Annotated in this window: 19 protein-coding genes and 1 pseudogene; 8 read left to right on the forward strand and 12 right to left on the reverse strand. The window is 63.0% G+C overall.

From position 1 onward, the window contains the following. The first annotated feature begins 22 nt into the window (after nucleotides 1-22). Nucleotides 23-1360: a phospholipase A gene (locus tag B0G80_RS04805; RefSeq protein WP_116117189.1), complete on the forward strand. Its 1338-nt coding sequence runs from the start codon at nucleotides 23-25 to the stop codon at nucleotides 1358-1360. Nucleotides 1361-1516: 156 nt separating this feature from the next. Further along, nucleotides 1517-1720, forward strand: coding sequence for a DUF1289 domain-containing protein (locus B0G80_RS04810; protein WP_116117190.1), 204 nt, complete (start codon nucleotides 1517-1519; stop codon nucleotides 1718-1720). A gap of 144 nt (nucleotides 1721-1864) precedes the next feature. Here B0G80_RS04810 and B0G80_RS04815 read toward each other — a convergent pair whose 3' ends face one another. The 5 genes and pseudogenes from B0G80_RS04815 to B0G80_RS04835 all read right to left on the reverse strand — a co-directional run bounded on the left by B0G80_RS04815 (nucleotide 1865) and on the right by B0G80_RS04835 (nucleotide 6948). Beyond that, nucleotides 1865-2545 (reverse strand): OmpW family protein, encoded by a 681-nt coding sequence (locus B0G80_RS04815; RefSeq protein WP_116119518.1) that lies wholly within the window; start codon nucleotides 2543-2545, stop codon nucleotides 1865-1867. Between the two features lie 71 nt (nucleotides 2546-2616). Next, nucleotides 2617-3807: a nitronate monooxygenase family protein gene (locus B0G80_RS04820; RefSeq protein ID WP_116117191.1), complete on the reverse strand. Its 1191-nt coding sequence runs from the start codon at nucleotides 3805-3807 to the stop codon at nucleotides 2617-2619. 128 nt (nucleotides 3808-3935) lie between these two features. Continuing rightward, nucleotides 3936-4046, reverse strand: a pseudogene (locus B0G80_RS04825) (aldehyde dehydrogenase family protein); the annotation flags it as partial. Nucleotides 4047-4205: 159 nt separating this feature from the next. Then, nucleotides 4206-5798: an ABC-F family ATPase gene (locus tag B0G80_RS04830; protein WP_116117192.1), complete on the reverse strand. Its 1593-nt coding sequence runs from the start codon at nucleotides 5796-5798 to the stop codon at nucleotides 4206-4208. An 82-nt stretch (nucleotides 5799-5880) separates the two neighbouring features. Beyond that, a complete protein-coding gene (locus B0G80_RS04835) occupies nucleotides 5881-6948 on the reverse strand; it encodes an NAD(P)-dependent oxidoreductase (RefSeq protein WP_116117193.1) in 1068 nt (355 codons plus the stop codon). A gap of 172 nt (nucleotides 6949-7120) precedes the next feature. On the opposite strand from B0G80_RS04835, the gene B0G80_RS04840 reads away from it, so the two are divergent. After that, nucleotides 7121-7327 (forward strand): dodecin, encoded by a 207-nt coding sequence (locus B0G80_RS04840; protein ID WP_091793652.1) that lies wholly within the window; start codon nucleotides 7121-7123, stop codon nucleotides 7325-7327. A gap of 124 nt (nucleotides 7328-7451) precedes the next feature. Here the strand turns inward: B0G80_RS04840 and B0G80_RS04845 are convergent, their stop codons facing one another. The 4 genes from B0G80_RS04845 to B0G80_RS04860 all read right to left on the reverse strand — a co-directional run bounded on the left by B0G80_RS04845 (nucleotide 7452) and on the right by B0G80_RS04860 (nucleotide 12366). Further along, a complete protein-coding gene (locus tag B0G80_RS04845) occupies nucleotides 7452-8558 on the reverse strand; it encodes a BMP family ABC transporter substrate-binding protein (RefSeq protein WP_106285580.1) in 1107 nt (368 codons plus the stop codon). A 53-nt stretch (nucleotides 8559-8611) separates the two neighbouring features. After that, nucleotides 8612-9541, reverse strand: a complete 930-nt coding sequence (locus B0G80_RS04850) for an ABC transporter permease (protein ID WP_116117194.1) — start codon at nucleotides 9539-9541, stop codon at nucleotides 8612-8614. Between the two features lie 44 nt (nucleotides 9542-9585). Then, the gene (locus tag B0G80_RS04855) at nucleotides 9586-10692 is read right to left on the reverse strand and encodes an ABC transporter permease (protein ID WP_012433316.1); all 1107 of its coding nucleotides are present in this window, start codon (nucleotides 10690-10692) and stop codon (nucleotides 9586-9588) included. Between the two features lie 72 nt (nucleotides 10693-10764). Continuing rightward, complete coding sequence (locus tag B0G80_RS04860) at nucleotides 10765-12366, reverse strand: ABC transporter ATP-binding protein (RefSeq protein ID WP_116117195.1); 1602 nt, start codon at nucleotides 12364-12366, stop codon at nucleotides 10765-10767. 251 nt (nucleotides 12367-12617) lie between these two features. Between B0G80_RS04860 and B0G80_RS04865 the strand changes: the two genes are divergently transcribed. Continuing rightward, nucleotides 12618-13550: a LysR substrate-binding domain-containing protein gene (locus B0G80_RS04865; RefSeq protein ID WP_074764203.1), complete on the forward strand. Its 933-nt coding sequence runs from the start codon at nucleotides 12618-12620 to the stop codon at nucleotides 13548-13550. Between the two features lie 53 nt (nucleotides 13551-13603). Here B0G80_RS04865 and B0G80_RS04870 read toward each other — a convergent pair whose 3' ends face one another. After that, on the reverse strand, nucleotides 13604-14992 hold the full coding sequence (locus B0G80_RS04870) for an 8-oxoguanine deaminase (protein ID WP_116117196.1): 1389 nt from the start codon (nucleotides 14990-14992) through the stop codon (nucleotides 13604-13606). A gap of 537 nt (nucleotides 14993-15529) precedes the next feature. On the opposite strand from B0G80_RS04870, the gene uraH reads away from it, so the two are divergent. The 4 genes from uraH (at nucleotide 15530) to B0G80_RS04890 (ending at nucleotide 19306) form a co-directional block, all read left to right on the forward strand. Further along, on the forward strand, nucleotides 15530-15883 hold the full coding sequence (gene uraH, locus B0G80_RS04875) for a hydroxyisourate hydrolase (RefSeq protein ID WP_012433320.1): 354 nt from the start codon (nucleotides 15530-15532) through the stop codon (nucleotides 15881-15883). Between the two features lie 348 nt (nucleotides 15884-16231). Further along, nucleotides 16232-17425, forward strand: a complete 1194-nt coding sequence (locus B0G80_RS04880) for a urate hydroxylase PuuD (protein WP_116117197.1) — start codon at nucleotides 16232-16234, stop codon at nucleotides 17423-17425. 268 nt (nucleotides 17426-17693) lie between these two features. Further along, nucleotides 17694-17960, forward strand: coding sequence for a helix-turn-helix transcriptional regulator (locus tag B0G80_RS04885; protein WP_116117198.1), 267 nt, complete (start codon nucleotides 17694-17696; stop codon nucleotides 17958-17960). After that, a complete protein-coding gene (locus tag B0G80_RS04890) occupies nucleotides 17957-19306 on the forward strand; it encodes a type II toxin-antitoxin system HipA family toxin (protein WP_116117199.1) in 1350 nt (449 codons plus the stop codon). The genes B0G80_RS04885 and B0G80_RS04890 overlap by 4 nt, the downstream gene beginning before the upstream one ends. 123 nt (nucleotides 19307-19429) lie before the next feature. On the opposite strand, the gene B0G80_RS04895 is transcribed toward B0G80_RS04890, so the two are convergent. Both B0G80_RS04895 and alc read right to left on the reverse strand, forming a co-directional pair. Further along, on the reverse strand, nucleotides 19430-19942 hold the full coding sequence (locus tag B0G80_RS04895) for an ureidoglycolate lyase (protein WP_106285573.1): 513 nt from the start codon (nucleotides 19940-19942) through the stop codon (nucleotides 19430-19432). Next, a complete protein-coding gene (gene alc, locus B0G80_RS04900) occupies nucleotides 19939-20952 on the reverse strand; it encodes an allantoicase (RefSeq protein ID WP_012433323.1) in 1014 nt (337 codons plus the stop codon). The genes B0G80_RS04895 and alc overlap by 4 nt, the downstream gene beginning before the upstream one ends. Between the last annotated feature and the right edge of the window lie 32 nt (nucleotides 20953-20984).

Below are 20984 nucleotides of genomic sequence, written 5' to 3' on the forward strand. Positions count from 1 at the left end.
CTTGCTCCAGGACGACAGCCTCATGCGTTTTGACGCCTCAATCGACTGCCTTGCCCGCAACGCCTCCCCTCAGTCCCGTCAACTCACGGCGCGCTTCTCCCGCGCCACGCTGCTCGCCACGCTCGTCGTCTGCGCCGTCTGCGCCCTCCTCAGCGGCGAGGCGCGCGCGACGGTCGCGATGCTGCAACCCGCTCGCGTGGCCGCCGCCAACGAGCCGTTGCAGATCACACTGCTCTACTCCGCCGACGACACCAAACCCCTGACCGTCACCGTCCCGCCGACCATCCGCGTAACGTTGAGCGCAGGCGAACAGTCGCCGCAGCCGCTCGATTTGAAACGCGAAGCGAGCGTGCCCGACACGCTGCATCTGCGGCCGGGCCAGTTCCGCAAGGTGCGTTTCTCGGCGCCCTGGCCGCAGTCGGCGCGTGGCGAGGTGCGCATCGATCCGGTGGGCTTCGATGCGTCGCCGGCGCTCGTGGCGATCAATCGCGGGCCGCAGCAGGACGCGATTGCCCAGGCCGAACGCGCGGAAAGCCAGGCGACCACGCCCGCTCAGGTTGCGGCGACGGCGGCCGTGGTCGGCGGCCCGACCGGCGACGCCATTGCGCCGCCCGGCGATTCGCTCGCGACCACCGGACGCGGCGTGCTCTCGCACCTTTCCTATTACGATCCGATGTACATCGCGTTCGGCCACAATGGGGACACGAACGCGCGGCTGCAACTGAGCTTCAAATACCGCATCCTGATCCCGGACGATTTGCGCTCCAAAGCCTTCCTCGACAACCTGTACTTCGCATATACGCAGACCTCGATCTGGGATCTGTCCGCCGATTCGCGGCCGTTCCACGACACGACCTATTCGCCGCAGTTGTTCTACTACGTGCCGGACACCGGCTGGCAGAGCCCGTTTTTCACGCGCATGGGTTTCGCGGCGGGCGTTGCGCATGAGTCGAACGGTAAAGCCGGCGCGGACTCGCGCAGCATCAACATGCCGTTTATCCGGCCGACCTGGGAATTCGGCGATCTGACGGCCAACCACCTGACCGTGTCGCCGAAGATCTATTACTACCTCGGCACGAGCAGCAACCCCGATATCGCCGACTATCGCGGTTACGTCGACTTGCTCGTCAAATACGGCAGCCCGGACGGCTGGCAACTGGCGACCACGCTGCGCAAGGGCACCAAGCACTGGTACGGCAGCGTGGATTCGCAATTCACCTATCCGCTCGCCAAGCTATTGGGCAGCGCGTGGGGCGGCTATGTGTGGGTGGGCTATTTCAATGGCTACGGCGAAGACCTGCTCGACTACAACAACCGCCAGCACTGGATCGCGCGGATCGGCTACAGCATCGCGCGTTGATGCGAGCGGGCGATATCGCGCGTCGAAGGCGTCGAAATATGCGGCAGATGCTGCCAACAGTGCGCGAACCGCGGCCATGCCGGCGGCACGCGGCGAGGCGCATGGCGCGCATCGGTTAACATAGCGGAACTTCGCTTCTCCGCCCCAAGGTTTCCGATGGCTTCGAATCTCCACGATCTCCCCGACAGCCCGTGCATCGGCGTCTGTTCCACGTTGTTTGACGACATCTGCAAAGGCTGCGGCCGCACCGCCGTCGAAGTGTCCAACTGGGTTTTCCTGAGCGACGAGGAAAAGCGCGCCGTGTGGGTTCGCATCGAGCAGGAAGGCACCGCGATGCGGTTTGCGAACGACAAGCTGTAGATTGGCCTGGCGGCTCCGGTCGCCCGATGCTTGCGGCGCTGGCCGCTCAGATTCAATGTCAAAAGAGAACGCCGGGACGAAATTGCACCCGGCGTTTTCACGTGGCAACGCATGTTGGTCAAGCGCGCATGTAATGCGTGACAATTAGAACCGCATGCCGACACCCAGGCCGACCACCACCGGATCGATGCTCAAGCGGCCAAGCGGCTGCCCGCCGAGCGAAGCATCCGTGTGCATCCAGATCTTCTTGATATCCGCGTTGACGAACAGGGACTTGGTGACCTGCACGTCGACGCCGGCCTGCAACGCCGGTCCCCAGCTGTGATTGTTGATCGAGATCGGCTGGCCGCCCGCGCTCAGGCCGCTGTTATAGAACAGCGTGTAGTTGAGACCCGCGCCGACATATGGGCGAATGCGGCCCGCGTGATTGAAGTGATATTGCAACAGCAACGTGGGCGGTAATACGTTTACGCCGCCCAGGCCGCCAAGGTTCGAAGTCACTTGATGCCGCGACGTGCCGAGAATCAACTCGACGCCGAGGTTGTCGCGAATCATGTAGGTCAGATCCAGTTCCGGCACGGTCGCGTTATTGACGCCGACGTTGAGCGCGCTCAGCGATTGCGTCGTGCTCACGTTCGGCATGATGCTGATGGCGCGCAAGCGCACCAGCACGTCGCCGGCGTGAATACCGCTCATCGCGTCGTCGCCGGCCGCATGCGCCAGCGGCGCGAGCACGCCCGCGAACAGCAGGCTCGCCGCGATGGCGGCGGTTCGGATTCTGTTTCTGTTTCTGTTTCTGTTTCTGTTTCTGGACGAGCGCTTCATGTGCTTCCCCGCTTGGTTTGTTTGCATGCGGGGATTGTCGAAGTTCTCGTCGCGCGGCAGGTTGACGCGTATCAACCCAGCGAGAATGCCCAGCGACCTGCGACAGCCGGTCGCGTCGCGCCCGTCAACAGCAGTTCGAGCAGATCGTGCACGCTGCGAATCGCCGTGCCGAACGGCAACGCTTCGCGGCCGCGAAAGAACAGACCGTTCGCCACGTCGCCGCGCAATGCCGCCGCGAGCCGGGTGTCGATGCAGAAGTGGCCGAACTTCTCGATACCGTCGCGCCAGCCGCACGCGCTGAGACATTCGAGGGCGGTCGGGCAGATATGTTTGAGCGCGCCGACTTTCTCGCGGATTCTCGTTTCATGCCGCAGATAGCGCATCAGCCACGGCGTTTTCACGGCGCGCGCGGGCAGTCCCGTCACGCTGACGAATTCGACGATGTCCTCCGGCGTGGCTTCAGCCAGTACGCGCTTGAAATTCGGATGCGCGTCGCCTTCCTCGGTAACGGCGAACGGCGTGCCGAGTTGCACGCCGCTGGCGCCCGCGTTCAGCAGCTTACAGACGGCCTCGTGACTATTGATGCCGCCCGCGACGATCAAGGGCACGTCCTGCCGGTTCAGGCCAAGCGAGACGAATACCGTGTCGAGTTCTTCGAGGATGCGGAAGAAATCGAAGCGTCCATCGTGTTGATCGGTCAGGTTGCTGACGCCGAGATGGCCGCCCGCATGCGCCGGATGTTCGATCACCATCGCGTCGGGCAAACGGCCTTTTTTCATCCACTTCTTCAGCACGAGCGCGACACCGCGGCTATCCGACAGAATCGGAATCAGCGCGATGTCGTGGCCTTGGGTCATGTCGGGCAAATCGAGCGGCAGGCCGGCGCCCATGACAATCGCGTCGGCGCCGCTTTCGCATGCGACGCGCACGTAGTCGGCTTGCGCGCTGACCGCTTTCATCACGTTGACGGCGATCATGCCGCGGCCTTCGCTGAGTGCTTTAGCGGAGTGAATTTCGCGGGCCAGCGCGGTGAGATTGGCCGCTTCCAGCGTGGCCCGCTCGGGCGACTCACCGCAGCGGTCCATCAGATCGCGATGATGATGCCGCAGGTCGATACTGGCGATGGTGCCCAGCGCGCCTTCGCGAGCGACGCTGCCGGCCAGCCGGTGCGCTGAGATGCCGACGCCCATGCCGCCTTGCACGATCGGCAGTAGTGAGCGGCCGCGAATAACAAGCGGTGGGAGGGGATGAGAGGTGAGCATGACTGGCCCGATGGCGGATTATCGAAACGCTGATAATCGTCGGTCGGGCGCAGCCTGCGTTGTTTCAGGTCAATGAGTCGGCCGAAGCTTTAGTCATTGTGTCGATCATTTGATATCGGTCAGCCGGATCACGCCTTGAACTGCATGGACTTGAGTTCGAGATACTCTTTGAGTCCATAGACCCCGTTTTCGCGGCCGAAAGCCGATTGCTTGAAACCGCCGAAGGGCACGGCCATGTTCTACGTGCCGCCCGTCACCAGCTCGGCGCCCTCCTCGATGCGCGTGTGCGCCGAACAGGTTTGTCCGGAGTTCAGAAAGCACGTGGAGACGCGCGCGCCATGAAAAAAGCCCGCTTCGGAGAAGCGGGCTCTGCGGTGCAACGAGCGGTTCAGTCCTGATTACTGCACACCCTGGCTCAACAGAAAGTCTTCGTAGTTGCCACCGAAGTCGTTCAACGTGCCATTCGTCTTCACTTCGATAATCCGATTCGCTAGGCCGCTCACGAACTCGCGGTCGTGCGACACGAAAATCAGCGTGCCTTCGAACTTGTCGAGCGCGATCTGCAGCGATTCGATCGATTCCATGTCCATGTGGTTGGTCGGCTCGTCCATCAGCAGCACGTTGTGACGGCCCAGCATCAGCTTGCCCCAGATCATGCGGCCTTTCTCGCCGCCGGAGAGCACCTTGACCGACTTGCGGATGTCGTCGGCATTGAACAGCAGCCGGCCGAGCGTGCCGCGCACCATCTGCTCGTCGTCACCTTCCTGGCGATAGTCGTCGATCCAGTCCATCAGCGTGACGTCGTCCGGAAACTCTTCGTACGTGTCCTGCGGCATGTAACCGACGTTCGCGTTCTCCGCCCACTTCACCGTGCCGTGATCGAGCGTGAGCTTGCCGAGCAGCGAGCGCAACAGCGTGGTCTTGCCCGCGCCGTTCTCGCCGATGATCGCGATCCGCTCGCCCGGCTGCACGCTAATGCTGAAGTCGTTGAAAATCTGACGCTCGTACTTCTTCGAAATCTTCTCGGCCACCACCGCAATGTTGTGCAGCTTCTTTTCGTACTCGAAGCGGATGAACGGGTTCTGCCGCGACGACGGCTTGAATTCCTCGATCTTGATCTTGTCGATCATCTTCAGACGGCTGGTAGCCTGGCGCGCCTTGGACTTGTTCGCCGAGAAGCGGCGCACGAAGTCCTGCAGGTCGGCCACACGTTCCTTCGCCTTCGCGTTGGCGTTCTGCTGACGCTCGCGCGCCTGCGTGCTCGCCAGCATGTAGTCGTCGTAGTTGCCCGGATAGACCTTCAGCGTGCCGTAGTCCATGTCGGCCATGTGCGTGCAGACCTGGTTCAGGAAGTGTCGATCGTGCGAGATGATGATCATCGTCGAGTTGTACTGGTTGAGCACATCCTCCAGCCAACGGATCGAGTTGATGTCCAGGTTGTTGGTCGGCTCGTCCAGCAGCAGCACGTCCGGCTTCGAAAACAGCGCCTGCGCGAGCAGCACGCGCAGTTTCCAGCCCGGCGCGACGTTGCTCATCGGGCCGTTGTGGTCCTCGATCGCGATGCCGATGCCGAGCAGCAGCTCGCCCGCGCGCGCCTCGGCGGTGTAGCCGTCGTACTCGGCGAACTTCGCTTCGAGTTCGGCGGCGTGCATGTAGTCGTCGTCCGTTGCGTCGGGGTTCGCGTAGATCGCGTCGCGCTCGGTCATGGCGGCCCACATTTCGGCGTGGCCCATCATCACGACGTCGAGCACGCGCACGTCTTCGTAGGCAAACTGATCCTGGCGCAATTTACCGAGGCGGATGTTCGGTTCGAGCATGACGTTGCCCGAGCTCGGCTCCAGGTCGCTGCCCAGGATCTTCATGAAAGTGGACTTGCCGCAGCCGTTCGCACCAATCAGGCCATAGCGGTTCCCTCCCCCGAATTTGACCGAGATATTCTCGAAGAGGGGCTTTGGCCCGAATTGCATGGTGATATTGGCGGTAGACAGCACGGCGCGTCCCTTTAATGTGATATCGGCGAAAAACCCAATATTTTAGCAGGTTATCGCGAATTCAGCCCGCGCGCCCGTCGCGCTACCGGCTTTGGATGCCTCGCGGCGTCTGCAAAACGTCGATGAACGCCGACAGGTCGGCCTCGCCCAGCCCCATCGCCGCGCCGAGCCGCAGCAATTGCTGAACCGTCGACGAGACCGGCATGGGCGTGCCGGTCTCGTAGGCGGTCGCCGCCACCGTGTCGATGTCCTTCTGAAAGGTCCGGAACGCACCGATCGGCGCGAGGCCGGTTTGCGTCATGCGCGGCACGAATGTTTGCAGCAGCACCGAATCGGCCCAGCCGCCGGCCAGACCTTCGGTCAGCCGGGAAGCGTCGAGGCCGCTGCGCTGCGCGAGGCTCACCGCTTCGGCAATCGCCGCGAGCGTCGCTGTGACGATGGTTTGATTGCACAGCTTGGCGGTCTGGCCCGCGCCGACCTCGCCCATGTGCGTGACACGCGACGCGTAGGCGCTGAGCAATGGCTTGACGGCTTCGACGTCCGCACCGGCGCCGCCCGCCATGACTGCCAGCGTGCCGGCGGTGGCGCCGGCCACGCCGCCTGACACAGGGGCGTCGATCCAGCCGATGCTGCCGGCGGCCACACTTTCGACCGCGTTCGAGTTCGCGCCGTCGCCCGTGTTCTCGCCGGCGCCTGTGCGTGGGTCCGCGCCTGCGCTCCTTACTCCACCTGCGCCGTCGCCCAGACCTGCGTCCTCGCCCATCCCCGGCCCCCCGTCCACACCTCCGTCCGCGCGAACCGCCGTCAGCGCCGCCGCGCGCTGCGCGAATGCGCGCGTCGCGGCCGGCGGGATGCTGGAGTGATCGACGATCCAGCGCAATCGGCCCGATACGGGCGCATCGGCGCCAAGAAGGCCCGAAGCGCCGAACACGGTCTCTTCCACCGCCGCCGCATCCGCGACGCACAGCAGCACGGCTTCACATCGTGTCGCAAGTTCTCGCGGCGTGTCGACCACCCGAGCGCCGTCCGCCACTAACACTTCCGCCTTGGCCCGCGTGCGATTCCAGACATGCACCGTATGCCCCGCGCGCAGCAGATGCCGGATCATCGGCGCGCCCATCAAACCAGGACCGCAAAAACCAATTTCCACTTTGGAACCTCGTCGCATATCAGATTGAGTTGCGCGGACATGATAACGGCGGCGTCCGGCCACGGCATACCGGGCACGGCATGTGCGACATGACTCGCTCACACGAGGCCGTTCGCGGCGCTTGCGTTGCCTATACTTTTTGAACACCAACGAAGATCAAAGGAGGAAGTCCATGTCCGAACACGTCTACAAACAGATCGAACTGACCGGCTCGTCGACGAAATCGATCGATGACGCCATCAGCACGGCAATCGCGAAAGCGTCGAAGACGCTGCGCAATCTGCACTGGTTCGAAGTGACGGAAACGCGAGGCCAGATCGAAAACGACAAGGTGGCTTATTGGCAGGTGACCATCAAGGTCGGCCTGCGCATCGACTGACGCGCCGACGGCGTGGCCGTCAGCGCTCTAAAACTCCGACGAAAAAAAAGCTGCGTCCGCACCGGACGCAGCCTCTTAAAACAGCGGTTGCTGAAACCCCCGCCTGGTCGATTTGGCGTCGGCGTTACTTCGGCAGCGAACCGTCCACGCCTTCCACGTACCAGTTGAGGCGTTGCAGTTCCGGATCGGTCAGCGTCTTGCCGGCCGGCACCTTCACCGCGCCGGACTGATCCTTGATCGGACCCGTGAAGACGTCCCACTTGCCGCCCGCCAGTTCGTCGCGCTTGGCCGCGACTTGCTTCTGCGCGTCAGCCGAAATTGCAGAAGTGTTCAGATCTTCCAGGTTGACCGCCTTCTGCGGAATGCCCCACCACACCGGATCGTTCTTCCACTTGCCGTCCAGCACCTGCTGGATCGCCGCGTTGTAATACACGCCCCAGTGCGCGACCACCGAACCGAGGTGCGCGTCGGGACCGAACTTCTTCATGTCCGAATCCCAGCCGAACGCATGCACATGCTTGGCCGACGCCGTGGCGAGCGTGGCGCTCGAATCGGTGTTTTGCAGCAGCACGTCGGCGCCCTGGCCGATCAGCGTTTCAGCCGCCTGCTTCTCCTTGCCCGGATCGAACCAGCTGTTGATCCAGATAACCTTGGTGTGCACCTTCGGATTCACCGAGCGCGCGCCGAGCGTATACGCGTTGATGTTGCGGATCACTTCGGGAATCGGCACCGACGCCACGAAGCCGAGCGTGTTGGTCTTCGTCACGTAGCCCGCGGCGACGCCGGCGAGATACGCGCCCTGGTACATGCGCACGTCATAGGTGCCGAAGTTCGGCGCCTTCTTGTAGCCGGTTGCGTGCAGGAACACGGTGTCCGGGAAATCCTTCGCAACCTTCAGTTCGAAGTCCTGATAGCCGAAGCTCGAACCGAAGATAATCTTGTTGCCCTTGTTCGCCAGATCGCGGAACACGCGCTCGGAGTCGGCCGATTCCGGCACGTTTTCGATGCGCGTGATCTTGATCTTGTTGCCGAACTTCGCTTCCGCTTCCTTCGAGCCCTGATCGTGCGCGAAGGTCCAGCCGGCATCGCCCGGATTGCCCAGGTAGACGAACGCGACGCCCGGCGCATCGGCGGCCTGCGCGCTTTGCGCGAGCGGCGCGGTCACCGCGGCACCAAGCGCCAGCGAGGCCGCACCCCAAGCGAAAGCGGTCAGCAGATTTCTTCTCTTCATGTTTTCTCCTGTCATGTTTATCGAATGATGTGAAAAGCGGAGTCGATGGTCGGTCAGCCCGCCGAGAAAAACGGTTTGCCCAGCGATGCCGGCGCATTCAGACGGATCGTGTTCGGATTGCGCGAGATCAGCACCAGCACGACGACTGTCGCGACGTACGGCAGCATCGCGAGGAATTGCGTCGGCACCGGCACGCCGATCGCCTGCGCGTAAAACTGCAGGCCGGTCACGGCGCCGAACAGCAGCGCGCCGATCAGCAGGCGTCCTGGGCGCCAGGTCGCGAACACGACCAGCGCGAGCGCGATCCAGCCGCGGCCCGAGGTGAGCTGCTCCTGCCACAAATGCAGATTGACGATCGAGTAGTAACCGCCCGCAAGCCCGGCCATGCCGCCGCCGAACGCCACCGCGCCGTAGCGCACGCCGATCACCGGAAAGCCGACCGAGTGCGCCACCTGCGGCGATTCGCCGACCGAGCGCAACACGAGTCCCGCGCGCGTGCGGTACAGGAACCAGCCGATCACCGCGAACATCAGGAACGCGAGGTAATCGAGCGGCGTGAGGCTGAAAAACGCGGGGCCGAGCACCGGGATCTCCGAGAGACCGGGAATGGTCCACGTGTCGATGGTCGCGCGCACCGCCGCCGACGTGTACGGCTTGCCGACATAAGCCGACAGGCCGATGCCGAAGATCGTCAGCGAGAGGCCGGTGGCGACCTGATTGGCGAGCATGGTGAGCGTGAGAAACGCGAACAGCAGCGACATGGCGAGACCGGCGCCGATCGCGGCGAGCACGCCGAGCCACGGGCTGCCGGTGATCGCGGTGACCGCGTAGCCGGTCACCGCGCCCATCAGCATCATGCCTTCGACGCCAAGGTTGAGAACGCCCGATTTTTCGGTGACGAGTTCGCCCGCGCCCGCGAACATCAGCGGAATCGCGGCGGTGACGGCGCTCGACGTAAGCGAGCTGGCTTGTTGAATGTCCATTTGGATCCGGCGCAAAAAACAGTGAACGATGAGCAGTGGGCGAGTCAGTGAGCCTGGGCGGCCAGCGTACGTCGGCGCACGCGGTAGTTCACGAACAGGTCGGCGCCCAGCAGGCAGAACAGCAACAGCCCCTGGAACACGCCGGAAAGCGCCTGCGGCAGTTGCATCGAGGTTTGCACGGCTTCGCCGCCGAGATACAGCAGCGCCATCAGCAGGCTCGCGAGCACGATGCCGAGCGGATGCAGCCGTCCCACGAACACGACGATGATGGCCGTGAAGCCATAACCCGGCGACCACGTGGCCTGCAACTGACCGATCGGGCCGGAGATCTCGCCCATGCCGGCGAGGCCCGCGAGGCCGCCGCTGATCAGCAGCGACGTCCAGATGGTTTTCTTGTCGGAGAAACCGGCGTAGCGCGCGGCAAGCGGCGCGAGACCGCCGACGTTCATGCGATAGCCCGCGAAACTCTTGCGCATGAAAACCCACACGAGCGGAATCGCGATCAGCGTGACGAACACCGAAGCGTTCAGACGCGTGCCGCGCAGCCATTTGATGTGCCAGTCGCCGGAGAAAGTCGGATAGAGCGCGTCGCCGCTGAACATCTCCGAGAGCGGGAAGTTCATACCCTGCGGGTCGCGCCACGGGCCGCTCACCAGGTAGATCAGCAGTTGCGTGGCCACGTACGTCAGCATCAGGCTGACGAGAATCTCGTTGGTGTTGAAACGGCTTTTGAGCAGCGCCGGAATCGCCGCCCACGCCATGCCGCCGAGCACGCCGGCAATCATCATGGTCGGCAAAATCCACCAGCCAGTGGCTTGGTCGAAATAGATCGCGACGCCGCTTGCGGCGATGCCGCCGAGCAGCATCTGCCCTTCGGCGCCGATGTTCCACACGTTGGCGCGATAACCGATAGCAAGACCGAGGCCGATCAGGCACAACGGCGACGCCTTCAGCAGCAGCTCGGACCAGCCGTTCACGCTGGACAGCGGCTCGATGAAAAACGCGTGCATGGCTTGCAACGGATCGCGGCCGACGAGGCTGAAGATCAGAAAGCCGATCGCGAGCGTGAGCAACGCGGCGATCAGCGGCACGGCGAGCTGCATGGTGCGCGAGGGCGTCGTGCGGGCTTCGAGTCGATACGGAAGAATCATGGGTAGCGTGTGATTTATATGGTTCTGATGATGCCGGGCGACGTCACGCGTATTGGCGAGACAGACGCCGGCTCAGGCATGCGCCGGCTGTTCCGCCGAGGGCGCCGCGCCCTCCCAGTCGCCGAACAGGCCCGCCATCCAGCGGCCGATTTCCTCGGCGTTGGTCGCCCCGGTGGCGCGCACCGGCGAGAGTCTGCCGCCTGCGAGCACCGCGATCCGATCGCAGATGTCGAACAACTCTTCCAGCTCCTCCGAGATCACCAGAATCGCCACGCCGCGCGCCGACAGATCGAGCAACTGCTGGCGAATAAAGGACGCCGCGCCGACGTCCACGCCCCACGTGGGCTGCGCGACCACCAGCACCTTGGGCGCCTGCAGAATCTCGCGGCCCATGATGTATTTCTGCAGATTGCCGCCCGACAGACTTTGCGCGAGCGCTTCGGAGCCGCCGCAGCGCACGTCGAAAGCGTCGATGCAACGCTTCGCGAATGCGCGCATCGCGCCGGCCTTGATCCAGCCCGAGTTCACCATCTGCTGACGATGCGCGGTGAGCAGCGCGTTTTCCGACAGCGTCATGGCCGGCACCGCACCGCGCCCGAGGCGCTCTTCCGGCACGAAGCCAAAGCCGAGCGCCCGCCGGCCACCTGCGCCGAGGCGCCCGGCCGCCTTGCCGCAAATGGTGACCGCGTCGGCGCGCACGCCGCGTTTTTCGCCCGACAGCGCCGACAGCAGTTCCGCCTGGCCGTTACCCGAGACGCCCGCGATGCCGAAGATTTCGCCCGCATGCACGCCGAACGATACGTCGCGCAACGAGGTGCCGAACGGGTCGTCGCTTTCCACCGAGAGTTGCTTCACGTCGAGCAGCACCGCGCCCGGATTGTGTTCGCGCCGCGTGTAATCCGGCAGCGAATGGCCGACCATCAATTGCGCGAGCGACGCATGCGTTTCGCCCTTCGGCTTCACGTGGCCGGTCACGCGGCCGCCGCGCATCACCGTCGCGGTGTCGCACAGCTCCTGGATTTCGTCGAGCTTGTGGCTGATATAGAGGATGCTGCAGCCTTCGGCAGCGAGCCGCCGCAGCGTCTCGAACAGCTTGCGGACCGCTTGCGGCGTCAGCACCGAAGTCGGCTCGTCCATGATCAGCAAGCGCGGATTCTGCAGCAGACAACGCACGATCTCCACGCGTTGCCGCTCGCCCACCGTCAGACTATGCACGTGACGCTGCGGATCGATATCGAGGCCGTAGTCGGCGGAGACTTCGCGGATGCGCCTCGAAAGCGTCTTCAGATCGAACGGTTCGTCGAGCGCAAGCGCGATGTTTTCGCCGACCGTCAGCGTCTCGAACAGCGAAAAGTGCTGAAACACCATGCCGATGCCCAACTTGCGCGCCGCCGCCGGATTGGCGATCTCGACCGTCTGACCTTCCCAGCGAATCTCGCCGGCGTCGGGCCGCACCGCGCCGTAGATGATTTTCATCAGCGTGCTTTTGCCGGCGCCATTCTCGCCGAGCACGGCATGGATTTCTCCCGGCGCGACGATCAACGTGACGTCGTCGTTGGCTCGCACGGCGGGATATTGTTTGGTGATGCCCTGAAGCACCAACCGGGGCGCCGCCTGTTCCGGCCTGTCTGCCGGCTGCGCGGCGGCGCCGTCGCTATAAGAAGAGTAGCTCATGTGATTCCGTAGTACGTCAGTGACTGCCGGTTACAGCGCGTCCGTCCACCTTGCCGGCAGGCGATCCGTCACCACAACCGGATGACAATACCTAATTCGACCCAGTCAGTCGAGCCGCCAAAATTCCCCGCAAACCCGCGTCGCAGCGAGCTCTGCGGGTATCCCACTCTTGACGCGGCTTTACGTTCATATTAAAAGTCATATACACCCACGCCCGCTCGATCAGCCAGAACATATATTTCGGAGAAGTCATGAGTCAGCAACGCGAGGCGATCGATACGTACCTGTTACGCGTCTTGCACACCCTGTTGATGGAACGCAGCGTCACGCGCGCGGCCGTCAAACTGAATCAATCGCAACCCGCCATCAGCGCGGCGCTGCGCCGTTTGCGCGACATCACCGGCGACCCGCTGCTGGTGCGCGGCAAATCCGGCATGGTGCCCACGGAATACGGCCTGCGCCTGCTCGAACCGGTGCAGAACGCGCTGCGCGAGATCGAACGCATCAAGTTCCAGCAACACAATTTCGATCCGGCCACCTCGATCCGTTGCTACCGGATCGGCTGTCCGGACTACCTGAACGTGCTGTTCGTGCCGACGGTGGTCGAACGCTTTCGTCAGGCCGCGCCGAACGCGACGCTCGAGTTTCACTCGCTGGGGCCGGCCTTCGACTACGAACTCGCGCTCGAGGATGGCAAGCTCGACATCGTGGTCGGCAACTGGCCGGAGCCGCCGGAACAGTTGCATCTGTCGAACCTGTTCGTCGATCAGATCGTCTGCCTGATGAGCAACACGCATCCGTTCGCCAAACGCGGCGGTCTCACGCTCGACCAGTACCTGAATGCGCCGCATCTCGCGCCTACTCCCTATTCGGTGGGCCAGCGCGGCGCGATCGACGTGCATCTCGCGCGCGAGCGGCTCAAGCGCCATGTGGTCGTGACGCTGCCGTACTTCAATCTGGCGCCATACGTGCTGATCAAGTCCGATCTGATCTTCACGACGACGCGTCTCTTTGCCGATTACTACGCCAAGTTCCTGCCGCTCACGGTCGTGCCCGCACCACTCGATTTCCCGCCGATGCAGTACTACCAGCTGTGGCACGAGCGCGTGCATTACTCCGATGAAGTGCGCTGGCTGCGCAGTCTGGTCGCCGAGGCGACCAAGACGTTGATCGACAAGCCTTGAGTTTTTGCTTTGCTTTACGGGTTATCGGCGTCGCCGACAACCCGCTCCTTCTTTTACGCCGCAGCTTCGTAAAGCGTCTTCGCCAACCGGTTGTGCTGCTCGATGACCGGCCCGAGCTCCAGCGTCGTCAACTTCCCGTCCTTCACGACCACCTTGCCGCCAATCACGCTGCAGCTCACTTGCGACGGCGCGCAGAACACGAGCGCCGCGACCGGGTCGTGCAACGCGCCCGCGAAAAGCGGCTGGCGCAGATCGAACGACACGAAATCCGCCGCCATGCCTGGCGCCAGCGCACCGATATCGTCGCGATTGAGCACCTTCGCGCCGCCTAGCGTCGCAATTTCCAGCGCCTCGCGTGCAGTCATCGCATCCGGTCCGAAACCGACTCGTTGCAGCAACAAAGCCTGACGCACTTCGGCAATCATCTGCGCGCCGTCGTTCGACGCCGATCCGTCGACGCCCAAGCCCACCGGCACGCCCGCCAGACGCATGCGCTTCACCGGCGCGATACCCGACGCGAGCCGCATGTTCGAACACGGGCAATGCGCGACGCCGGTGCCCGTGCGCGCGAACAGGTCGATGCCGGCGTCGTCGAGTTGCACGCAGTGCGCATGCCACACATCGTGGCCGACCCAGCCGAGGTCTTCCGCGTACTCCGCCGGCGTCATGCCGAACTTCTCCCGGCTATATGCGATGTCGTTGACGTTTTCCGCCAGGTGCGTGTGCATCGACACGCCATACTGCCTCGCCATCACCGCGGATTCGCGCATCAGGTCGCGGCTCACTGAGAATGGCGAGCATGGCGCGACCACCACGCGCAGCATCGCGTAACGTCCTTCGTCGTGATACGTCTCGATCAGGCGCTGCGTGTCCTTCAGGATGTCCGCTTCACGCTCGACCACTGAATCCGGCGGCAAGCCGCCGTCTTTCTGCCCGACGCTCATGCTGCCGCGCGCCGCGTGAAAACGCATGCCGATCCGGCGCGCCGCGGCAATGCTGTCGTCGAGCCGGCTGCCGTTCGGATAGATATACAGATGGTCGCTCGACGTCGTGCAGCCGGACAGCAGCAACTCGGCCATTGCCGTCAGCGTCGAGACTTCGATCATCTCCGGCGTGAGGTTCGCCCACACCTTGTAGAGGCTCGTCAGCCAGCCGAACAGTTCGGCGTTCTGCGCGGCGGGAATCGCCCGCGTCAGGCTCTGATACATGTGGTGGTGCGTGTTGACGAGGCCCGGAATCACCAGATGCCCGCGCATATCCAGCACTTCGTCGGCCGTTTGCGGCAATTCCGCCGTCGGTCCAACCGCGACGATGCGGTTGTCCTCGATAAACATGCCGCCGTCGCGCAGTTCGCGCCGGGCGCCGTCCATCGTGACCAGCACGTCCGCGTGCTTCACCAACATCGTCTTCTTAGGCTTGTTAGCCGCTTGTTCCATCGTCATTCGTTTCTCCGCTTCATTGCTTCCGTGCAAAGCCGTTCGAACGCGATGTGACGGCAGGCCACCGCGCCGCCGCGTCCCGTCGAACGCCGTTGGCCCGGTTACCCAGCGTGTTTCCGCCGTCTTCGGGGTGCGTCGCGGCTGAATCGTCTTCGATTCGTGTTTGCCGCAATGCACGGACGTAACCTTCGACGGCCAAAATAATGCTGACAACTCACGCCAATGCGATACCCAACTTCACGCTGCCGATATAGTGGGCCTTTTTTGGCGCCGGTACGATCCGCCGGTAAGACAAATGCGCTGTAATAGTCGAAGGAATCGGGTCGTTGCGGCTTTCAACAGGCTGTCCGTCATGCGCCAGCTATTATCTTTCCTATCTCGCGCGCGCTGGACGGAACAACCTTTTTACAATGGCTGTCACGGCGCTCGCTTCAATTCGCCGACGGGTATGTAGCCACTGACGTGGAGCCTCGATCCGCCGCAAACGTATCTGGATCGGGCTGCCGCCGAAACCTCGCATTCACATAAGGAAAATTGCGAATGGGAAAGCTCACTACCCATGTGCTCGACACCGCGAACGGCCGTCCCGGCGCGGGCATCAAGGTCGAACTCTTCGCGCTCTCGGGCGACACGCGCCGCGCGCTCAAAACCACTACCACCAATGACGACGGCCGTTGCGACCAGCCGCTGCTCGAAGGCGATGCGCTAGTCGCGGGCGAATACGAACTGGTGTTCGGCGCAGGCGACTACTTCGCGTCGATCGGCACGAAGGTGCCGGAGCCACGCTTCGTCGATCGCGTCGTGTTGCGCTTCGGCGTGGCCGATGCCGGCGCGCACTATCACGTGCCGCTGCTCGTGTCGCCGTGGTCGTATAGCACCTATCGCGGCAGCTAAGGAGACATCTGCCGCGAAGTGTTGGAAAGAGGTTGGACGAAGCGAGGTCGAGTTCGCGCAGCAGGACCACCGCGCTCGATTGCATTGCGCAGATGCTTAGGGACATACAGGGACACACGGGCGAGCACCCGCGAAACGCAATCGAACGCACGCGAGTCGACCCACTTCGAACCGACCCCGGCCAGCCGGACGAGCCAATAAAAAACGGCGCTGTGCGAACTGAGCGCATCGCGTCTTCACCCCGCAGTCTGCGCAGCGACGTGCTGCCCTGCCAACGACCCGTCAGCCGGGTTTCAAAAGGCACATGACGTCGCTGCGAGTACAACGAATCAGAAGTGGAGGAGTTTCATGGAAGGCTTTATCACAGACTGGTTGAATCTGGCGATTCGCTGGTTTCACGTCATCGCCGCGATTGCATGGATCGGCGAATCATTTTATTTCGTCGCGCTCGATAACAGCCTGAAACCGCCGGCAGACCCGAACCAGCGCAGGCGCGGCGTGTTCGGCGAACTGTGGCACGTGCACGGCGGCGGCTTCTACAACATGCAGAAGTACACTGTCGCGCCGCCGGAAATGCCGGACGATCTGCACTGGTCGAAGTGGCCGTCGTACACCACGTGGCTGTCGGGCTTCGGTCTCTTCACCGTGCTGTATCTGTTCTCGCCGAGCACTTACCTGATCGACAAGAACGTGCTGGATATGGGACCGGTGGTCGCCGTCGCCTCGGCGCTCGGCTTCCTCGCCGCCGGCTGGATCGTATACGACTCGTTGTGCCGCATTCTCGGCAACAAGGACAAGGTGCTCGGCATCTGCGTCGGCGTGTATGTGCTGATCGCGGCGTGGCTCGCGTGTCATATCTTTGCAGGCCGCGCGGCTTACCTGATCATGGGCGCGATGTTGGCCACGATCATGTCGGCCAACGTGTTCTTCGTGATCATTCCGGGCCAGCGCAAGATGGTCGACGCCATGCTCAAGGGGGAGACACCGAACCCGATTTATGGCAAGCGCGGCAAGCAACGCTCGGTGCACAACACGTATTTCACGCTGCCGGTGGTGTTCGCGATGCTGTCGAACCACTACGCGATGACCTACACGCATCCGTACAACTGGGCCGTGCTGCTTGTCATCATGCTGGCCGGCGCGCTGATCCGTCAGTTCTTCGTGATGCGTCACCGTGGCCAGGTGTTGTGGTACTTGCCGCTGGCGGGCATTGCCCTGATGTTCGGCGCCCTCTTCTGGACCATGCCGAAGCCGATGGTGCCGCAAGCGCAAGCGGCCAACGCGCCGACGATCAAAGTGGCTGACATCGCACCGGTGCTGCAACAGCGCTGCGTGGCCTGCCACTCCGCGCATCCGACGATGATGGGCAGCGCCCCCGCCGGCGTGCTGCTGGATACGCCGGATGAAATCTCGCAGAACGCGCAGCGGATCTACCAGCAGGCCGTGACGCTGAAGGCCATGCCGCTCGGCAACGTGACGCACATGACCGACGACGAGCGGATGAAGATCGCCGCCTGGTTCCAGGGTGGCGCAGTGAAGTGATAGTCGAGCCGGGTATCCCGCCCGGCATGGCGACGGATGAAGCAATATGAAGCGGGCTTTTCGCGCTAGCGGGAAGCCCGCTTTTCTTTGGCCGCACTGGTGTTGGCGTCTCCAAGGCTGGCGTGGCCGACTTGTAGCCTATGGGCTACAATTTCTCACGAATTCCGTTGAAATGTAGCCCATGAGGCACAAATTCCAAAAACCTCGTTGTGCTCGATGGGCTACAATAAGGCATGAATTTGCCGAAATTGACGCCTCGGGGCTACAAATGACCAATCTCGCCGATGTATCTGACATGCTGAAGGCCGTTCGCCACGAAAGCCATCTGTCGCAAGAGGAGTTGGCGCGCCGGGCGGGCGTCGCGCGCACCACCGTCGCGCGTATGGAAACGCTCGCCAAAAACGATATGAGCGTGTCCGTGCTCGTGCGCCTGCTCGAAGCGGCAGGCTACGACCTCAAGTTCGTCGCGCATGGCCACGGGCGCACGCTCGAAGACATCCTCGCTGAACAGCGCAATCCGGACGCCAACCAATGAGGCTCGACGTCCAGGTACTGGGCAAAAACGTCGCCACGCTATTTCGCGAGCGCGACGACTACGTCCTCAAATACAACCGCGACGCGAGCGCGGCGGATTTCGTCAGCCTGACCATGCCGGTGCGTGAAGAACCCTGGCGCTGGCCGCGCGATCTGCATCCGTTTTTCCGGCAAAACCTGCCGGAGGGTTATCTGCTGAATCTGATTCGCGAGCAGTTCGGACCGTTGCTCGACGGCACCGACCTGTCGCTGCTCGCGGTGGTCGGCGCGATGGGGATCGGCCGTGTCACCGTGACGCCGGAAGGCGTCGCACCCGGAACGGAACTGCGAGCGCTCGACGTGCAGGACATTTTGCACGGCGACAACACGGCCGAACATTTCGCGCAACTCGTGCGCGAGTATGCGCGCGCGGCCATCTCGGGCGCCGTGCCCAAGTTCATCGCGCCACAGGACGATGCCTCGCAGCCATTCACGTCGATGCCGCTCGGCAAACCCACCATCCGGACAAGCCGCCACATCATCAAAGGCTCGGACGACAGCACGCCGTTTCTCGGCTTCAACGAGTTCTATTCCATGCGCGTGCTCGAACGGCTCAGCGTCGCGCCGGTCGCGCGCACGAAGATGTCGGACGATGGCCGGGCGCTGATCGTCGAGCGCTTCGACGTCGACGCACAGGGAAAGCCGGCCTATGGCGTCGAGGACCTGTGCGGTCTTCTTGGTTTGCCGCCGCACGAAAAATACAATTCGACCAGCGAGAAAATGCTCAACGCCGCGCGAGCCTATCTGCTCGATCGCGATACCATGCGCGAGCAGCTGGAACATCTCGGCTGGCATATGTTGACGAACTACGTCGTACGCAACGCGGACTGTCATACGAAGAACGTGGCGTTGTTCTACACATCGGTCGACGATGTCGCGTTCACGCCCGTCTACGACATCGTGACAACGCAGGCGTACCCGCGTTTCGCGGCGAATCCTCCGGGCTTGCCGATCGACGGCCGCAAAACCTGGGCAGCCGGCAAAACGCTGGAGCGCTTCTTCAACACGCGCATGGGCATCGCGCCGCGGCAATACGCGCAGATGGTCGAGGCGTTGTGCGATTCGGCCGTCGCCGTCGGTCAGGAGTTGATCGAAGCGGCGCGCAACGAACCGCAATGGCACACCGTCGCGAAGCACATGCTTCACGCCTGGGACGACGGCATGGCGTCCTTGCGCTCACCGAAGAAGAGTCTGCAATTCAAAGGACTCAGACCGGCGATCGAAGCCGCAGGTTTTTCCATGCCGGAACCGGCGGAACGCGCGCGCGAGGTGATTGGACGCTCCCCGCTTCTTGGCAAGCGTGGCTAGACGCGCAACGACGCCGTCGCGCTGCGCCTTTTATGATTCGCCACCAAAACAAAGAACCCGCAGCATCGGTGATGCTGCGGGTTCTTTCAAGTCGACCTGCGTGCTACATCAAAGCGATCAAACTCAAACAGCCACCGCGCTCAACGCATCTTCCGTGAGCCACAGCGACTCCGCGAGATCCTGCTCATTGAGGTTGAGTCCGTCCCCGCCACGATCGACAACGATAAAGTCGCTCACGTCGCCCAACGCGATCAGCGGATGGTGCCACACGCCCTTCGCATAGTTCACGCCCTGCCAGCCGCTCGTCACGAACGCGCGAATCTTCGACGCGTCCAACTCGCCCGCCGGCGCCACGACCACCAGATACGGCTTGTCGTTCAGCGGCACGAATGCCTGGCTGCCAAGCGGATGCCGTTCGAGCATCTTCACTTCGAACGGCAGCGTGCGCGGCTGTCCGCGAAACAGGTTGACGAGCGTGCGACCGTTTTCGTCGGCGACGTCCACTTTCGCGAGATCGTGAAAGCGGATCGTTGTGCCGAGGTTGATCGGAATCTGCTTCGCGCCTTCGAGTTCGATCACGTCGCCGAACGCGGCGAACGCTTCCTTCGTCAACGGTTCGATCGCGAGCGTTTTCATGATGCGAGCGTGCCCCACAAACGCAGACGCGACACGCCGCCGTCCGGAATGATGTTAAAGCGCACGTGCGTCACCGGACCCAGTGCCGCGATTTCGCTTTCGAAATAGTGCTGGTTGTCCATCTTCAGCTTCTGTTCGCCGAGCAGCACCGGCCAGAACATGGCCTGCGTGATCAGCGAGCTGTCCGTGCCGCCCGTGACATACGCGGCCTGAATCGAGCAGCGGTCCGGAAAGTTGCCCTTGAAGTGCGCCGTATCGACTTCGATCTTTTTGATCACGCCCGGCTGCGCCAGTGCGACGATCGCCCAGTCGTTGCCCGGTTCGCGACGGCGGCGCGTTTCCCAGCCGTCGCCCATGTTCACGCCACGGCCCGGCATCAAAATTGTCGACGCTGCGCCGAAATGCTGGTTGTTCGCCGCGACAAGATATGCGCCGTTTTCCATCGCCGCCAGATCGAACTGCTCGGTGCGGCTCGCGCCGGCCCAATCGACTTGCGGTTGACCATACACACGCAGACGCGCGATGCCGCCGTCCGGATAGATGTTCACGCGCAGATGCGTGTACGCATTCGCGTCGCTGACTTCGTGGTAGTGGTGACTATTGCCTTGCAAGGTGGTCGACGGCACGATTTCGGTCCATTGAGTCGACTGATTAGGCGCGCCATCCACCACGCGCGCGGCTTCCACCGATGCCGCCGGCGGGAAGTTGCCCGTGAAGTGGCTAGTGTCGAGATCGAGGCCCTTGATCACGCCCGGCCGCGCCAGCTTTACGACGCACCAGTCGTAGCCGTTGGCGCGCTTGCGGCGCGTTTCCCAGCCGTCCATCCACTTGCCGTTGTCGTCGTACTTGCCCGGAATGAAGACGGCCGGCTCCGGATTCAGCATGCGTTCCTTCGGTGCGAAGAAATCGTCGCTGGCCTCGAGCGCCTGCGCGCCCAGGCGCGGGTCCGCCAGATTCACATAGCGGCGCGTGAATTCCGGTGCGTTGGGGTCGAGAATCGGGAGTGCCATCTTTGTCTTCCTTAGTGTTGGTCAGTGCTCAA

The organism is Paraburkholderia sp. BL6669N2 (genome assembly GCF_003387275.1).
In the GTDB taxonomy this organism is placed as follows: Bacteria; Pseudomonadota; Gammaproteobacteria; order Burkholderiales; family Burkholderiaceae; genus Paraburkholderia.

Excerpts from the sequence above, each read along its gene's own strand:
- B0G80_RS04805 (WP_116117189.1), top strand. The coding sequence starts at position 23 with ATGCGTTTTGACGCCTCAATCGACTGCCTTGCCCGCAACGCCTCCCCT.
- B0G80_RS04810 (WP_116117190.1), top strand. The coding sequence starts at position 1,517 with ATGGCTTCGAATCTCCACGATCTCCCCGACAGCCCGTGCATCGGCGTC.
- B0G80_RS04815 (WP_116119518.1), bottom strand. The coding sequence starts at position 2,545 with ATGAAGCGCTCGTCCAGAAACAGAAACAGAAACAGAAACAGAAACAGA.
- B0G80_RS04820 (WP_116117191.1), bottom strand. The coding sequence starts at position 3,807 with ATGCTCACCTCTCATCCCCTCCCACCGCTTGTTATTCGCGGCCGCTCA.
- B0G80_RS04840 (WP_091793652.1), top strand. The coding sequence starts at position 7,121 with ATGTCCGAACACGTCTACAAACAGATCGAACTGACCGGCTCGTCGACG.
- B0G80_RS04845 (WP_106285580.1), bottom strand. The coding sequence starts at position 8,558 with ATGAAGAGAAGAAATCTGCTGACCGCTTTCGCTTGGGGTGCGGCCTCG.
- B0G80_RS04850 (WP_116117194.1), bottom strand. The coding sequence starts at position 9,541 with ATGGACATTCAACAAGCCAGCTCGCTTACGTCGAGCGCCGTCACCGCC.
- B0G80_RS04855 (WP_012433316.1), bottom strand. The coding sequence starts at position 10,692 with ATGATTCTTCCGTATCGACTCGAAGCCCGCACGACGCCCTCGCGCACC.
- B0G80_RS04860 (WP_116117195.1), bottom strand. The coding sequence starts at position 12,366 with ATGAGCTACTCTTCTTATAGCGACGGCGCCGCCGCGCAGCCGGCAGAC.
- B0G80_RS04865 (WP_074764203.1), top strand. The coding sequence starts at position 12,618 with ATGAGTCAGCAACGCGAGGCGATCGATACGTACCTGTTACGCGTCTTG.
- B0G80_RS04870 (WP_116117196.1), bottom strand. The coding sequence starts at position 14,992 with ATGACGATGGAACAAGCGGCTAACAAGCCTAAGAAGACGATGTTGGTG.
- uraH (WP_012433320.1), top strand. The coding sequence starts at position 15,530 with ATGGGAAAGCTCACTACCCATGTGCTCGACACCGCGAACGGCCGTCCC.
- B0G80_RS04880 (WP_116117197.1), top strand. The coding sequence starts at position 16,232 with ATGGAAGGCTTTATCACAGACTGGTTGAATCTGGCGATTCGCTGGTTT.
- B0G80_RS04885 (WP_116117198.1), top strand. The coding sequence starts at position 17,694 with ATGACCAATCTCGCCGATGTATCTGACATGCTGAAGGCCGTTCGCCAC.
- B0G80_RS04890 (WP_116117199.1), top strand. The coding sequence starts at position 17,957 with ATGAGGCTCGACGTCCAGGTACTGGGCAAAAACGTCGCCACGCTATTT.
- B0G80_RS04895 (WP_106285573.1), bottom strand. The coding sequence starts at position 19,942 with ATGAAAACGCTCGCGATCGAACCGTTGACGAAGGAAGCGTTCGCCGCG.
- alc (WP_012433323.1), bottom strand. The coding sequence starts at position 20,952 with ATGGCACTCCCGATTCTCGACCCCAACGCACCGGAATTCACGCGCCGC.